Source organism: Paenibacillus sp. AR247 (genome assembly GCF_002968895.1).
In the GTDB taxonomy this organism is placed as follows: domain Bacteria; phylum Bacillota; class Bacilli; order Paenibacillales; family Paenibacillaceae; genus Paenibacillus_AQ; species Paenibacillus_AQ favisporus.
The window spans coordinates 108,127-121,324 of record NZ_PCZT01000006.1 but is presented as its reverse complement, the minus strand read 5'-3'; the positions used below and the strand labels follow the sequence as shown (position 1 = coordinate 121,324).

Annotated in this window: 13 protein-coding genes and 2 pseudogenes; 1 reads left to right on the top strand and 14 read right to left on the bottom strand. The window is 52.7% G+C overall.

Features of this window, described 5'->3' with window-relative positions; all coding sequences use genetic code 11:
* From CPT76_RS05435 to CPT76_RS05390, 14 genes and pseudogenes are all read right to left on the bottom strand, one after another.
* A partial coding sequence (locus CPT76_RS05435) for a DeoR family transcriptional regulator (protein WP_146116167.1) occupies nt 1-183 on the bottom strand: 183 nt, incomplete at its 3' end.
* 252 nt (nt 184-435) lie between these two features.
* Nucleotides 436-594: a hypothetical protein gene (locus CPT76_RS37040; protein WP_163876363.1), complete on the bottom strand. Its 159-nt coding sequence runs from the start codon at nt 592-594 to the stop codon at nt 436-438.
* A 98-nt stretch (nt 595-692) separates the two neighbouring features.
* The gene (locus CPT76_RS05430; protein WP_105442180.1) at nt 693-1,403 is read right to left on the bottom strand and encodes a DNA-binding protein; all 711 of its coding nucleotides are present in this window, start codon (nt 1,401-1,403) and stop codon (nt 693-695) included.
* Nucleotides 1,404-1,637: 234 nt separating this feature from the next.
* Nucleotides 1,638-2,252, bottom strand: a complete 615-nt coding sequence (locus tag CPT76_RS05425; protein WP_374954609.1) for a zinc-binding dehydrogenase — start codon at nt 2,250-2,252, stop codon at nt 1,638-1,640.
* Between the two features lie 48 nt (nt 2,253-2,300).
* Nucleotides 2,301-2,402, bottom strand: a pseudogene (locus tag CPT76_RS41895) (zinc-dependent alcohol dehydrogenase family protein); the annotation flags it as partial.
* Between the two features lie 128 nt (nt 2,403-2,530).
* Nucleotides 2,531-2,806, bottom strand: a complete 276-nt coding sequence (locus CPT76_RS39025) for a glycoside hydrolase family 2 protein (protein ID WP_258168109.1) — start codon at nt 2,804-2,806, stop codon at nt 2,531-2,533.
* Entirely contained in the window at nt 2,803-3,906 is a 1,104-nt protein-coding gene (locus tag CPT76_RS39020) for a hypothetical protein (RefSeq protein ID WP_258168108.1), read from the bottom strand. The genes CPT76_RS39025 and CPT76_RS39020 overlap by 4 nt, the downstream gene beginning before the upstream one ends.
* A gap of 40 nt (nt 3,907-3,946) precedes the next feature.
* Nucleotides 3,947-5,125, bottom strand: a complete 1,179-nt coding sequence (locus CPT76_RS39015; protein ID WP_258168106.1) for a glycoside hydrolase family 2 protein — start codon at nt 5,123-5,125, stop codon at nt 3,947-3,949.
* A gap of 106 nt (nt 5,126-5,231) precedes the next feature.
* Nucleotides 5,232-6,305, bottom strand: a complete 1,074-nt coding sequence (locus CPT76_RS05415) for a BtaManbiosPhlase (protein WP_105442179.1) — start codon at nt 6,303-6,305, stop codon at nt 5,232-5,234.
* Between the two features lie 27 nt (nt 6,306-6,332).
* Nucleotides 6,333-7,289, bottom strand: a complete 957-nt coding sequence (locus CPT76_RS05410) for an MTP-1 family protein (protein WP_105442178.1) — start codon at nt 7,287-7,289, stop codon at nt 6,333-6,335.
* Between the two features lie 30 nt (nt 7,290-7,319).
* Nucleotides 7,320-8,713 (bottom strand): annotated as a pseudogene (locus CPT76_RS42440) (alpha-amylase family glycosyl hydrolase).
* Between the two features lie 30 nt (nt 8,714-8,743).
* Complete coding sequence (locus CPT76_RS05400) at nt 8,744-9,583, bottom strand: carbohydrate ABC transporter permease (RefSeq protein WP_105442177.1); 840 nt, start codon at nt 9,581-9,583, stop codon at nt 8,744-8,746.
* Nucleotides 9,570-10,445 (bottom strand): carbohydrate ABC transporter permease, encoded by an 876-nt coding sequence (locus CPT76_RS05395; protein WP_076171042.1) that lies wholly within the window; start codon nt 10,443-10,445, stop codon nt 9,570-9,572. The genes CPT76_RS05400 and CPT76_RS05395 overlap by 14 nt, the downstream gene beginning before the upstream one ends.
* Nucleotides 10,446-10,459: 14 nt before the next feature.
* Nucleotides 10,460-11,773, bottom strand: a complete 1,314-nt coding sequence (locus tag CPT76_RS05390; RefSeq protein WP_105442176.1) for an ABC transporter substrate-binding protein — start codon at nt 11,771-11,773, stop codon at nt 10,460-10,462.
* 320 nt (nt 11,774-12,093) lie between these two features.
* Here CPT76_RS05390 and CPT76_RS05385 point away from each other — a divergent pair, with 320 nt between their 5' ends.
* Nucleotides 12,094-13,164, top strand: a complete 1,071-nt coding sequence (locus CPT76_RS05385) for a LacI family DNA-binding transcriptional regulator (protein ID WP_105442175.1) — start codon at nt 12,094-12,096, stop codon at nt 13,162-13,164.
* The last annotated feature ends 34 nt before the right edge of the window (nt 13,165-13,198 follow it).

Sequence of the window (13,198 nt, the reverse complement as noted above, 5' to 3'; positions counted from 1 at the left end):
GGTCCTCGCCGGAACCGCTCCGCCGTGGGTACGCTCCAGGACGCCCTCTTCTTCCAGCATCCGCAAATCCGTCCGCAGCGTCCCCTCAGACACCTGCAGCTCGCGAGCCAGCTGCTTCACCACAATTTGCTTGTCGCGCTGAAGCGCCTCCAGTATTTTTTCTCTTCGCTGGGTTGCAAACATAGTAACCTCCAACCGTTTTTCTTCATTATAAATACAAATGACAAGATATAACAACAAACGTCAATTCAAACAGAAGCATAAAACCATCAGGCCGTCTGCTGTCTGCATTCGATGCCCCTCCATGGTTCAACAGCTCGGAGGCCACATTCGACACAAACAGGCATAATGGAAACAAAAAAACAGCCCAACAAGCTGTCGGGCTGTTCTTCTAAATCGTCTATAAAGTATCTTAACCTCAGCTAGCAAAACCGATTAATAGTTTGCACCGTGGTTCTGGATCGAATAGTTGGCTCCGTGGTTGGCCGTATCATAGTTGGCACCGTGGTTCAGCGTCGTAAAGGCGGATGCCGTCAGCAGACTAACACTAAATAGTCCTAATGCTACTACCGTCGAAAACAATACCTTCTTCATCTTCAATCGCTCCTTTGAGAATGTTTTTTTGGATAGACGAGTACGATTCTAGTTGAGACTGTGAAGCATGAGATCTGAAAGATTCGAATAAGGCGACGCTATTTTTTGAAAATTTTGTCATCTTCAAGTTTATCAGATAATGTCAAAGCTTGTAAAGTCCTATCGAGCGCTTCTGCGTGTATTTTCTTTTTAAATCTATAAACCGCCAGCAAATACAAAAAAGAAATATAATAGGAGAGATCTACGGGATTTTGGTCAATCGGAATGAGCTGCGAATCTTCGACGACAAGAATATCAAGGATATGATCGACGTCATAGTTATGTATATTTGCTGCCTCTAAAATCGTGATTAGTCCAGGGAGAGTTTCGGATGGATTTTCCTGTATAAACGCTGAATAATCCTCCAGGCAGTCCAAATTCCCTGAAAGAATATTAAGCGTAAACATATTGGCTCTTGCGAAAAAACGGAAGTTTTCGACAGCCTGATTGTTGGCAGGAGATCCGTCAGACATGTAGCTTAGATCTTCATAGTTGGCTATGCACTGTTTAGCCTCTTGGTACATTTTCTTCTTTTGGTAGGCAAGCCCCTTCATGAGATGGCTGTACCCGAAATAATAGACGATCGGGCGTTCCGTAACCTGAAGCCGGCGATTCCGTTCCTTTTGTTCGACATACATCTCGTAAGCGGACTCATAAAGTTCGGTAGAAATTTTAATCATGTTATCCCAATTCTCAAAGGAGAAGGCCATTTTCAGCATCGTTACCAGCGTATCTATCTCAATCTTTACGGTCATGGATCTGTCTTCCAATCCGATTTCCTCCTTCGCTAATCTTTATATTATAAGAAGTATATAGTTAAATTAACGGACGGTCAATTATGTTAGTTCGTGAAAAAATGACCAAAAATGCTTGGTCAAAGCTGGTAATCTTTCTTTTTCAGTCAATAAATCAATTTTGGGCGATAACAATCATAGATTACCCAAAAATGGAAAAATAGACACCGATTCTATCAGTGTCTATTCCGGCTTACCTGCTTTCACCTTTTAGATTTGAACAATGCCCTTGCTGACCCCCAGCTGAGGGTAATTCCGCATCGCATCCGGCAGCTGCTCCAGTGTGAAGCGGTGGCTGATGAGAGGCGCGAGCCGGACCTTGCCGCGGGATACCAGCTGGATCGCATCCGTGTGGGTAAACGGGTTGATGAACGAACCCATGATCCGCAGCTCCTTCGAAAAAATGTCGAAAGGACGAATGGCGGCCTCCGCATCCGGAGCAGCCACGCCAAACAGCAGCACCTGCCCTCCCTTCCGGGCGGCACGAACGGCCGTCTGTACCGAATCCGTCCGCCCGACGCATTCGATAACGACATCGGCACTGGAAGCCAGAACGTCCGCGGTATCCGGATCGAGAGGCGATACGACCGCATCCGCCCCCAAGCCGCGCAGCGTCTCATGCTTGTAGGATGCCGGTTCGCTGACCGTAATCCGCGAAACGCCGCATTCGCGAACGAGCTGCAGGAAGATTTGTCCGATAAATCCGCCGCCGATGATCAGCACCTGATGCTGCGGCCGGATATCGAGCTTGCGAAACCCGTGCAGCACGCAGCCGAGCGGTTCAAGCAGAGCCGCTTCTTCATAGCTTATCGCGTCCGGGATCATGTAACAATTTTCCGCAGGAACAAGGCAGAATTCAGCCATGCCGCCGTCCCGCGTTACGCCAACCGCCTGCAGCCGGTCGCATAAGTGAAGCCTGCCGCTGCGGCAGTATTCGCAGCTTCCGCAGTATATATTCGGATCAACCGAAACCCGGTCCCCTTCCTTAAACTGCTTACGCCCTGCCCGACCGCCACCACCTCGCCGGACAACTCCTGTTCCTTAACCTCCATTACTTCCTGGTCCACAAGCACTGCCGCTCTCATCGCCAATTCTCCCCTTCCTCATTTCGTAACCGGCCGTCGTCCATTCATCGCGACCGACGAGCTGTTTAATGCCGATACCTTCAATGTATTCCACGGAATCTCCTTGCCTTCCTTCTGTCCGACATGGATCACTCGCGTCTGTCCCGGAAGCAGGTCGAAATAATTGTCCTCCCAATCCAGCCAAGCTTCGTCCATCTCAAGCCTTACCATTCGGGCGGCATAGTCGGAGGATACCGTTACGCTCCCTTCCTCGGGGTTGACCTGAACGTTCAAGTTAACGGGCCGGAAGTTCATATCTTTATGGTCGCAAAAATATAAAAGTTCTCTTCCCCGCAGCCGTCCATCCAGCGCACAACGCAGACGGCTTCAGCGGCGTCGAGACCTTGAAGCAGGTCGTCCAGCTTCACCACTGCGATGCGCTGTTTCCCGCATGCCTCAATCTCTGCAGCGAACGTCCGGGCATATACCTGACGGCCGTCCAAGCCGTAGACAACCAGCTCTGCCGTCTTGGAAACAGTTTTCCGCGTATCGTTCACGCCCCATAGCACGAGTTCCGCATCCCCGGGCGTATACTCTGCCGTCAACAGCAGCGGATGATAAAATTTGCGGGCGTAATGGTAAGCCGCTTTCGGTAGACCGTAATAGTCGATGACGGACCAGCTGGTGCCGGGCCAGCAGTCGTTGAACTGCCAGAACAACGCCCCGCTCGTCTCCGGCTTGTTTCTTCGGTAATGCTCAATGCCGTATTTGAGGCCTTCGGCCTGTGTCAGCATGGAAAAATCGATGTATTCCTCCAAGTTGCCCGGAATCCCGGTATATCCCTCCATCAGCATAACGCCCTTGAGATGATTGATATCCTTGTTGCGGTTCATCATTTCCGCACTGCCAAGCATCAGCTCCGTCTGCGGCACGTTCCGCTTCAGCGTGTACAAATTGGCGGAAGCATGCATGCCGAACTCGCTGGCGAACTTCGTGCGGTCCTCCTTGAATTTCTTGAACGACAACCCTTCCACGCTGTAGTCCTGAAGCTGGGGCTCGCCGAATACCCTCGGCTCGATGTTGCCGTGCCAGACCTGCCAGTTATGCGTGTCCCCTTCCTCACGGGAATTATGGTCGTTCCCTCCGTAAGGAGAGCTCGGCCAGAATGTCCGGGAAGGATCAAGCTGCTCCAGAAGCGCAGGCATCAGTTCATGATTGATTTTCTCACCATAAAAAGGATGCGGGATGTTTCCGCTCGCATGCAGCGCCTCATACAGCCAGTCATTTTCGTTATTGCCGCACCACAGGGCAAGGCATGTCCGGCTGCGCAGCCGCTTGACGACCTGCTGCACTTCTTTCGCGACGTTATCCATAAAATTGCGGTTATAGTCGGGATACAGGGCACAGGCAAACATAAAGTCCTGCCATACCAAAATTCCCAGGCGGTCACACTCATCATAGAAAATATCCCGCTCGTAAATCCCCCCTCCCCAGACCCCGGAGCATATTCATGTTCGCGGCCTTCGCCATGTCAATCAGGCGGGAATAACGGACATCCGGCACCGCGCCGATAAAGCTGTCGATCGGGATCCAGTTGGCTCCCTTGGCAAATACACGAGTGCCGTTCAGCATAAAAGTAAAGGCAGGTTTTCCATCGGCATCCCGCTGCTTCAGCTCCAGCGTGCGAATCCCCAGCTTCTGGCTGCGCTTGTCCATGGTGATCCCGTCCTCGTGCACCGAAATCCGCAGCTCATATAAATGGGGCGTGCCGAGATCATGGGTCCACCACAGCTTGGGCTTCGATACGCGAAGTTTCGTTCCGCCCGCAAGGCTCATGCCGCCGGCCAATCCGGACAGCCCGCTGCCGGCGGTTCCGCTTATCTCCAACGTTTCTGCAGCCGCCACCTCCCCGCTCTCCCCGTCGAGCAGATGAACAAGAACACTGTATGTTTTCCGGCGGTCCCATGAAGTCAATTCCACCGAAATATCAACCGTCGCCTCCATCTCACCAACCTCCGCCGTCCGAGCATAGACATGCTCTATTCTGACAGCATCGTATTTCTCGAGCCGCACTTCCTTCCAGATTCCCGCGCACAGGAGCGGTGGCCCCCAATCCCAGCCGAAATGGCTTTGGTTTTTACGGGTCCAGACCCGTTCCTTGCTAAAACCGGACCAGAACGTGGAGACGGCCTTCCCGCCCACTTTCGCATGGACCGGGTCGAATTTGACGGCGATGACATTTTTGCCCGGCTTCAGCTCGCGGCTGACTTCGAACGTATGGCTGATAAACATGTTGTCCGTCGAACCAAGCTCCGCACCGTTCAAATACACGGTCGCAAAGGTGTCCAGCCCTTCGAACACCAGCAGCATTTTGTCGTCCGGCCGCAGTGCCTCGTCCAGTGTAAAAACGGTCCGGTACCACCAGATCCGCTCCTCCACCCACCGGCACTTCTGGTCGTTGTGCCCATAGAACGGATCGTCGATCAGCCCGTGGTGCATCAGCGTCGTATGGACGTCGCCCGGCACCTCCGCCGACATCCAAAAGTAATCGTCATACAGCGGCGACGCCACTTCAAGATCCTTTGCCTCCCCTTCCCTGAAATCCCGCAGCTTCCAATGGTCTTTGATGATCATGCTGTTCCCCTCACTTCGCCCTTGCTGCAAGCCGAACCGGCTCGTCCGGGCCTGATGTAATAGAACGCCAAAACAATGATTTGTTTTGGCGTTCCGTTTCCCGATCCTAAACTTTGGCTTCGAGGTATTCGAGGCTGTCCAATATTTCCTTCACGCTGAGCTCCGCACATGCCATAGAGGTGTCCGCAACGCCATAGAACATTTTCACCGTGTCACCGTCAATGACGGCGCCGCAGGAAAACACCACGTCCCCAAAAAAGCCCTGCTTTTCATATTCTGCCTCAGGCTCCATCACGGGCTTCCCGGAACGGGCGATCACCCGCGTCGGATCGTTCAGATCGAGAAGCACGGCGCCCATGCAGTAGCGGTGATCCGATGTCGCTCCGTGATACAGTTCAAGCCAGCCTTTGTCGGTCTTGAACGGCACGGCGCCGCCGCCGATCCGGCCGCTGTCCCACATCCCGTCCCGGAGGCCGAGCAGATGCTTATGATTGCCCCAATAGAGCAGATTGTCGGATTCCGCGATCCAAATTTCCGGATTTCCGATGCTTTTCATCGTCGGACGATGGAGAGCGTAGTATTTGCCGTTGATCTTTTCCGGGAAAATGAGCACGTCCTTATTGTCCGGACCGAAGATCATGCCGTGATGCCGGGTCGTCACAAAGTCGGTGGTCGACACGAGCGATTCTCCGATCCCTACGGGAGACACGACGGAAAAATAAATATAGTAAGTATCGCCGATCTGCGTGACCCGTGGATCCTCGATGCCGAACGCTTCCTGTTCGTTGGACGGATAAATGAACGGCTGATCGTCCACCGTGAAGTGATGGCCGTCCTTGCTGCGGGCGATTCGGATATAAGAAAGGGACGTCAAATACTCAAACGTGCCGTTTTTGGATTTATTGCGGATCACCCGCGGGTCGGAAAAATCGTACCGGTCATCGTCTTTGCGGAAAGGAATCAGTTCAAGATCACCACGCTTTGCATTGAATACAGGGGCGATGACGACGTTCGGATCGCCGCTGACCGGACGCTCCGCCACACGCAGCAGCATCAGCGTTTCCCCTTGATACTCGGCGATGCCGGCATTAAATGCACCGATCACCTCAAAGCCCTCGCGGTGAGGCTTGACGTCGGCAGGCGTGATTAAAGGATTTTCAGGATATCGATAAATGTTCATTCGGATCAAGCTCCTTCATTGTATTAACTAGGATTCGAATCTCGCAAAAGGATCGGCTATGATCAGACGCTGTGCCTCCGCATCGCTTGTTCCCGCATACAGCACCGCCGTCCCGTCGCCCCGGCGCAGGATGCCGCCGCTGAATACGACGTCCTGAAGGTCTTCGCGCTTGGCCGGACCCGGCAGAAAATCATCCCGCACCGCAATCAGCATCATATCGGAAAACGCAGCCGTCTGCGGATCGAGTACAAAAATCATGGGATAATAATGACGATCGCCTTCGGCATCGTAACAGGCCGTATGTCCCAGCACGCCGAGAAGGCCGTTGCTTAGCACGTGAATTTCATTGGCCCCTCCCCATTCTTCGGGGATAAACTGGCCTTCCAGGAGCGGGGCCTCCTCAATCGCCTGAACAGTCAAGTCGTCCAGTGATGCGGCCTGGAAATAACCGATCTGGCCGCGCCCGCCTTTATCGCCCTGCGGGCGGGTGAATACGCCGATCCCGCCGTCCGGAAGTCCGGTGAGCCGCAGATCCTTCATGCCGTCCGGACCGGTGAAAAACAGCTTTAAATCTTCGATGCGGCCGCCCCGGTAAATTGCCGTGCGCCACATGAGCGCTCCCTCTTTCTCCGGGTGCGGGTAAATCTGAACTCCGCCCATGATCAGCTCTCCGCCGATCCGGGTATGAAACGGATCCTGCAGATCGAGCACCGGCGCTCCTTCAAGCGGCACCCAGGCACCGTCGTTTTCCACGAAGAACACGACCTGGGAGTGCTCACTGTCCCGGGATTCCACCCGGCCCGCGATGACGGTCCGCCCATCATCCTCGAACGGAGCCGTGATGTTGTATACATCCCGGTCTCCGACGCCGGCAAAAACCAGCTTCTCCGCCTTGTGAGCAGGAGCGGTTCTCTCCCGCCCCGCCAAGTACTGTTCCAGCAGCACGCGGCATGTTTTTACTTCCGTTTTGTTCACGTTTAACACGATGATCCCCCTACCTGGTCGAAGTTAAATTCATTGCATATTATGGTTCGTGCTCGTTGCCCAGACCGCAGCCTCAAAGGGATCAATAATCAGTGAATGACAGCGATTCGAATCCGCGGACGTTTCTTTGCTGGTCAGCAGTAAGCGGTACGAAGCCGCGTCGGCTGCCAAATGGTTCAAATCGCACGGTCGGTTCCCGAAATTTAGCGCAACCCAAACCTCTTCCTCCTCCGATTGACGGCCGTAGTAAATACACTCCCCTTTCCGCTTCAAAAAAGTGTACTTCCCGGTTTGGAGAGCCTTATGCTTACCACGCAGCCGGATGAGGGAGCGGTAGAATTCCAGCAGTGAGTGCTTGCTCCCCCACTGCTTCTGGACGTGAACCTGCTGGGACGACGGGCCGAGGGGTATCCACGATCCGTGAAGTGAAAATCCGCCGTAACGGCTCCCATCCCACTGCATAGGCGTTCTGGAGTGATCCCGGCTTCGAAGGATTGCGGCGGTAAGCGCATCGGCCTCGGGCATCCCCGATTCCTTTGCCATCCGGTATGCGGTCAGCCCCTGAATATCGCGCATTTGCCCGATGTCCGCCGGCACGAAGTCCCGCATGCCGATTTCATCACCGTAATAAATGAAGGGAACGCCTTTGGCGGTCAGCATCAATGCCGCCATCAGCTTGGCGGTGTACAGGTCCACGGAATCGTCTCCAGAGGAAAACCGGCTATAATGCCGCGGCATGTCATGGCTGCTGAAGAAAATCGTCGGCACCTGATCCGGTGCCCGGACACCTTCAGGAAATTAATGACGTCCAGCCGGAAACCGTCAATCCCGCGGCCGAGCCAAAACGACATCACTTCCTTCATGGCCTCCCTGACCTCGGGATTCGCCCAGTTGAGATCTACCTGCTCTTTGGCGAAGGCATGGTAATAATACTGTCCGGTCGCCTCATCCCATTCCCATGCCGTCCCTCCGAAAAAGGACTCCCAATGGTTCGGTGTGCCGCCGTCCACGGCATCCTTCCAGATATACCAATCCCGCTTTGGACTCGTCCGTGATGATCGGGACTCTATGAACCAGGGATGGTCGGCGGATGTATGATTCAGCACCAGATCCGCGATCACGCGAATGCCGCGGCGGCGGGCTTCCCGGACGAAACGGTCAAAGTCATCCAGCGTCCCGAACACCGGATCCACCCCATAATAATCCGAGATGTCATAGCCGTTATCTACGCGCGGCGAGGGATAAAACGGAGTCAGCCAGATGCCCCCGATTCCAAGTTCCCGCAAGTAATCCAGCTTGGAGGTCAATCCCTGGAAATCGCCGGTGCCATCCCCGTTTCCATCACAAAAGCTTGGCATGTAAATTTCATAAAAAACGCTGCTTTTCCACCAGGGTGTCTCTGCAGCCACCGTCTTCTCCCCCATGGAGATCCGCTCCTTCCTATCGCGCAGCGCTTATTTCAAGCTGACCTGCATGCCCTTCTGGAAGTTTTTGCCGAAGATGATGAACAGGATGATGATCGGCAGGGACAGCAGCACTGATCCCGCGTACAGCGGACCCGGATACGTTCCGTACGGACCGAACATCTGCGAAAGCAGAACGTTTAGCGTCAGCATTCCGTCGCTGCGGACCATGATCATATCCCACAGCAGCTCGGTCCAACGCTCCATCAGCAGGAACAGAAAGACGACGCTGGTGATGGACTTGGACATCGGCATCATGATTTTGTACAAAATTTGAAAATCCCTTGCTCCGTCCAGCTTGGCCGCTTCAATAAATACGGATGGCACCGCCTTGAAGAAATTCGTGTACATGAAGATCGCCCACAGGCTGACCCCTTTCGGAATGATCAGCGCCCAGTAGGTGTCGTACCAGCCCAGCTTTTGAATAATGAGAAAGCTCGGAATCAGCAGAATGATGGCCGGAAAAAACATATGGAACAAAATGAAGTTGTTGACGGTATCCCTGCCGCGCCATTTCAGCTTCGAAAGGGCATAAGCGACCATCACCCCGAACAGCATCATGAGGAAGGTCGACAGCAGCGACACGATGATACTGTTTACAAAAGCGCCCAGCCAGGGCCGCGTGATTCCCGTCTCGCCGCCTGTAAACAGCCAGGTGTACGACTTCAGCGTATACGAGCTCGGAATCAGCTTTCGATCCACCTGTGTCCAGTCGGCAAACGAATTCAGCACCATGTACAAATACGGATACACCATCACGAGCAGCAATACTCCTGCGATGATATAGCGGATGGCCAGACTGGACTTGCGGCTGCGTTTAGACCCAACCATTTCGCGCACCCCACTTTTCTAGCAGTTTCCGGATGATAAAGATCGAAATAAAGGTAGCTACCGAGGCGAGCAGCGCCACCGCAGACGCATAACCGGCCTGCAGATTTTTGAACGCCTGGCTGTAAATTTCCATCTGCCACGTATTGGTGGCATTGTTTGGACCTCCGCCTGTCAGCTGGTATACCTCGGTGAAGATGCCGAAGGTGACGCCGAAAGCGAGAATCAGCGTCGTATAGAGCGCAGGGTACAGCAGCGGAAGCGTAATTTTCCAGAAGCGCTGCCGGCCGGTAACTCCGTCGATGGCAGCCGCCTCGTATACTTCGTGATCTATGCTTTCCAGGCCCGACGTCAGAATGAGCGCGTAGTACCCGGTAAATTTCCAAGCCATAATCATGCCGACGATCAGAAGTGCCGACCATGAAGTCCCCAGCCAGTCGATGTTAATGCCGATTTTGCGCAGCGCCGTGTTGACCGGGCTGTTGAAAGACAACAAACCTTTCACAATCAGCGCCGATACGACGCCGGAAGACAGGTACGGCAGGAAAAAGCCGATGAGAAACAAGCTTTTCAAACGTGGAAGACTGTGCACCAGAACCGAAACGACGAGTGACAGCACGATCACTAGCGGCACAAACACCATCATGAATTTATATGTCACCCAGAACGCGGCGTGCACGCCGGGCGATTTGAGTGCCTTGGCAAAATTGTCAAAGCCGACAAAGTCATATTCAGGAGCGATCAGATCCCAGTTCGTAAAAGACAAATAAAAAGACCAAACGAGCGGAATCAGGAAAAACACGAGAGAGTAAATGAGGTAGGGACTGGCGAATAGCCAGCCCAACCGGTTATTGTTTTCTTTCATTTAGAAGACTCCTTTTATTGAAGTTCCCCTTCAATGGCTTTCTTCATGTTCGCCCATCCGGCTGCCGGATCGATCTCCCCGCGGACGACTTTATTCCAGGCTTCTTGTCCAATAAAGGTCTGCAGGTCGTTATATTTCGGATTATCCATCGGCGGCACCGCATTCGGCACATTTTCGGCATAAGGCTTCAGTTCCGGGTTTTTGTCCAAAATCGCCTTGAAGGATTCGTTGGTGGTCAGGTCGTCGCGAGCCGGCGGCAGCTTCGTTTCATCGAACCACTGGGCGTCGTTTTTCGCGTCCGAATAAACCCACTTCACAAAATCCATCGCCGCCTGCTGCTGCTCCTTGGTGGCCGACGCATAGATCACAAGCCCCTTCGTATCGGCAAACGTTTTGGAATCTTTCGGGTCCACGCCGTCAGGTACCGGAGGCATGCTCAGCGTGTAATTCTGGTTGTATTTCATGTCCGGGAACTTCTCGGCCCAGTTCGTAAAGGTCCAAGGACCAAGGTCGATAAACAGGCTTGTGCCCGTCTCGAACGGATCCTGTACGTTTTGCGCCAGGATGCCCTTGTCCTTGCGGAGATCGTCAATAAACTTCAGCGTTTCGACGCCCGCTTTCTCATCCCCGACAAACTTGTTGCCTTCAATGAATTTGTTGCCGCCGGAAGCCGCGTTATACAGCATGAAGAAGTCAAACCATCTCTTCCATGCCGTCGGATCGGCGAGGTCCGCTTTGGCCCAGAAGTATTTGTCCGGATATTTCGCTTTCAGCTTCTTATTCACTTCAAGCGCTTCGCTGTACGTTTTAGGCGGCTCGTTGTACCCCAGTTCCTTCAGCAGGTCAAGGCGCCAGCCGAACAGCATCGCATTGGAGTAAATCGGAAGCACGTATTGATGCCCGTCGGCGAACTTCCATGGTTCAATCGTATTTTTCATATTACGGGTGGTGACGATATCGTTAAATCCGCTTAGCGTATCAAGCGGCACCAGCGCCTTGCTGTTTGCAAGCTGGGCGGCAAAACCGCGGTTGATGTTTTCCGAAATGGTCGGAGCGCTTCCCCCGGCAATCGCAGCCTGAATGCTGGCCTCGGAGCTTGGAGATTCCTTGATGACACTGACGTTGATTTTAACTTTGGAATTGGTCTGTTCGTACGCCTTGGCCATCTTCTCCCAGAAGGCTTGCTGCGTCGGATTGGCTGCCGCCCAAAACTCAATGGTCGTCACACCATCCGCCGTCGTTGCGCTTTGCTTTTTGGAACCGCAGGCGGCGAGCATGGAGGATAACACCAACACCAAAGCCAGAAGTCCGAGCATTTTTCTTTTCATCGAATCGTTGACCTCCTCAAAAAATTGTCTCGAAAGATTGAAACCATCATTCCAAAGACTCGAAACATTATTTTGTAACGTTACAAAATAAGATTACTAGATATTTTGTAAGCGTTTGTGTAACCCTATTATTGTGCATTACAAAATCCTTGTCAACACTTTATTAAAGACAGAATAATCTTTTTATATAAAGGCTCTTTACTTATACAACTTGTAACGTTACAATTTATCGTAATGTGATTTATTGAAAGGCAGGCTTCTTTTTAAGTTTCTTTGAAAGAACTCCAATTATGCAGGCAAAACAAAAATTGAGGTGTCATATGAAGGATAAAGTAACCATGCAGGATATTGCGGAGCAGCTGAATATATCGAAGAATTCCGTGTCCCAGGCGCTGTCGGGAAAAGACGGGGTCAGCGAAGATACGCGGAAACTGATCCTCGAGACGGCACACCGGATGGGATATGTGTATTCGCAAAGTCGTAAGCGCCGCTCCGGCGAGCTGGAACAGACCGGAAATATTGCGCTGATCGCTTCTGATTTTGCCTTTTCTATGAAAAGTTTCTTTGGTGAAATTTATTTGAGTATCGAACGCGAAACGGTGCGCAGGGGAAAAAATCTTCTGATCCAATCGGTCAGCAAACAGTCGGCCGATAAGCTGGCTCTCCCTTCGTTTCTGCTCAATCAATCCGTGGACGGCATCCTCATTCTGTCTCACATTACAACTGACTATATCAATACCATTACAAACATGGGTAAACCGACGGTCCTCATCGACCATCACCATCCCTCTATCCATGCTGACTGCATTTTAACCAATAACCGGTTTAGTGCATATGAGGCCATCCGTCACTTGACAGAACTGGGACATCGAAAGATCGGCCTGTTGGCCAACACTTCGTTTTCGCCAAGTTATTACGAGCGCTGGGAAGGATACGTACTGGCGATGAACGACTTCGGACTGGAGATCCACGAGCCATGGGTAATCAAGGATGCTGTAGAGAACACGGATTACATTTTGCAAAAAATTAAAACGCTGCCACAGCTGCCGACGGCATGGTTCTGCGTCAACGACGGGCTCGGCTTTTACCTGAATTCGGCCCTGCAGCAATCGGGTTACCGCGTGCCGGAGGACGTCTCCGTCGTCAGCTTCGACAACGGCTATTTGTCTCAGGTGTCCACGCCTCAAATTACGACGATGGATGTGGACCTGAAGCTCTACGGACGCAAGGCCGTGGAGCAGCTGTTCTGGCGGATGGATCATCCCGAGCATCCGTATACCGAACTGCTCTTGCCCACCAAGCTGCTGAAGCGGGGGTCCAGCGGTCCAGCGCCCAGCGCTGGTACGGAGAAGCTGGAGGGTCATGAAACAGCGAACAGGAACGGGAAATAATCGTAAATAGACAGCGAAGAACTGAAATCAAAGC

Excerpts from the sequence above, each read along its gene's own strand:
- CPT76_RS37040 (WP_163876363.1), bottom strand. The coding sequence starts at position 594 with ATGAAGAAGGTATTGTTTTCGACGGTAGTAGCATTAGGACTATTTAGT.
- CPT76_RS05425 (WP_374954609.1), bottom strand. The coding sequence starts at position 2,252 with ATGATCCCGGACGCGATAAGCTATGAAGAAGCGGCTCTGCTTGAACCG.
- CPT76_RS39025 (WP_258168109.1), bottom strand. The coding sequence starts at position 2,806 with ATGAACTTCCGGCCCGTTAACTTGAACGTTCAGGTCAACCCCGAGGAA.
- CPT76_RS39020 (WP_258168108.1), bottom strand. The coding sequence starts at position 3,906 with ATGTTTGCCTGTGCCCTGTATCCCGACTATAACCGCAATTTTATGGAT.
- CPT76_RS39015 (WP_258168106.1), bottom strand. The coding sequence starts at position 5,125 with ATGATCATCAAAGACCATTGGAAGCTGCGGGATTTCAGGGAAGGGGAG.
- CPT76_RS05415 (WP_105442179.1), bottom strand. The coding sequence starts at position 6,305 with ATGAACATTTATCGATATCCTGAAAATCCTTTAATCACGCCTGCCGAC.
- CPT76_RS05400 (WP_105442177.1), bottom strand. The coding sequence starts at position 9,583 with ATGGTTGGGTCTAAACGCAGCCGCAAGTCCAGTCTGGCCATCCGCTAT.
- CPT76_RS05395 (WP_076171042.1), bottom strand. The coding sequence starts at position 10,445 with ATGAAAGAAAACAATAACCGGTTGGGCTGGCTATTCGCCAGTCCCTAC.
- CPT76_RS05390 (WP_105442176.1), bottom strand. The coding sequence starts at position 11,773 with ATGAAAAGAAAAATGCTCGGACTTCTGGCTTTGGTGTTGGTGTTATCC.
- CPT76_RS05385 (WP_105442175.1), top strand. The coding sequence starts at position 12,094 with ATGAAGGATAAAGTAACCATGCAGGATATTGCGGAGCAGCTGAATATA.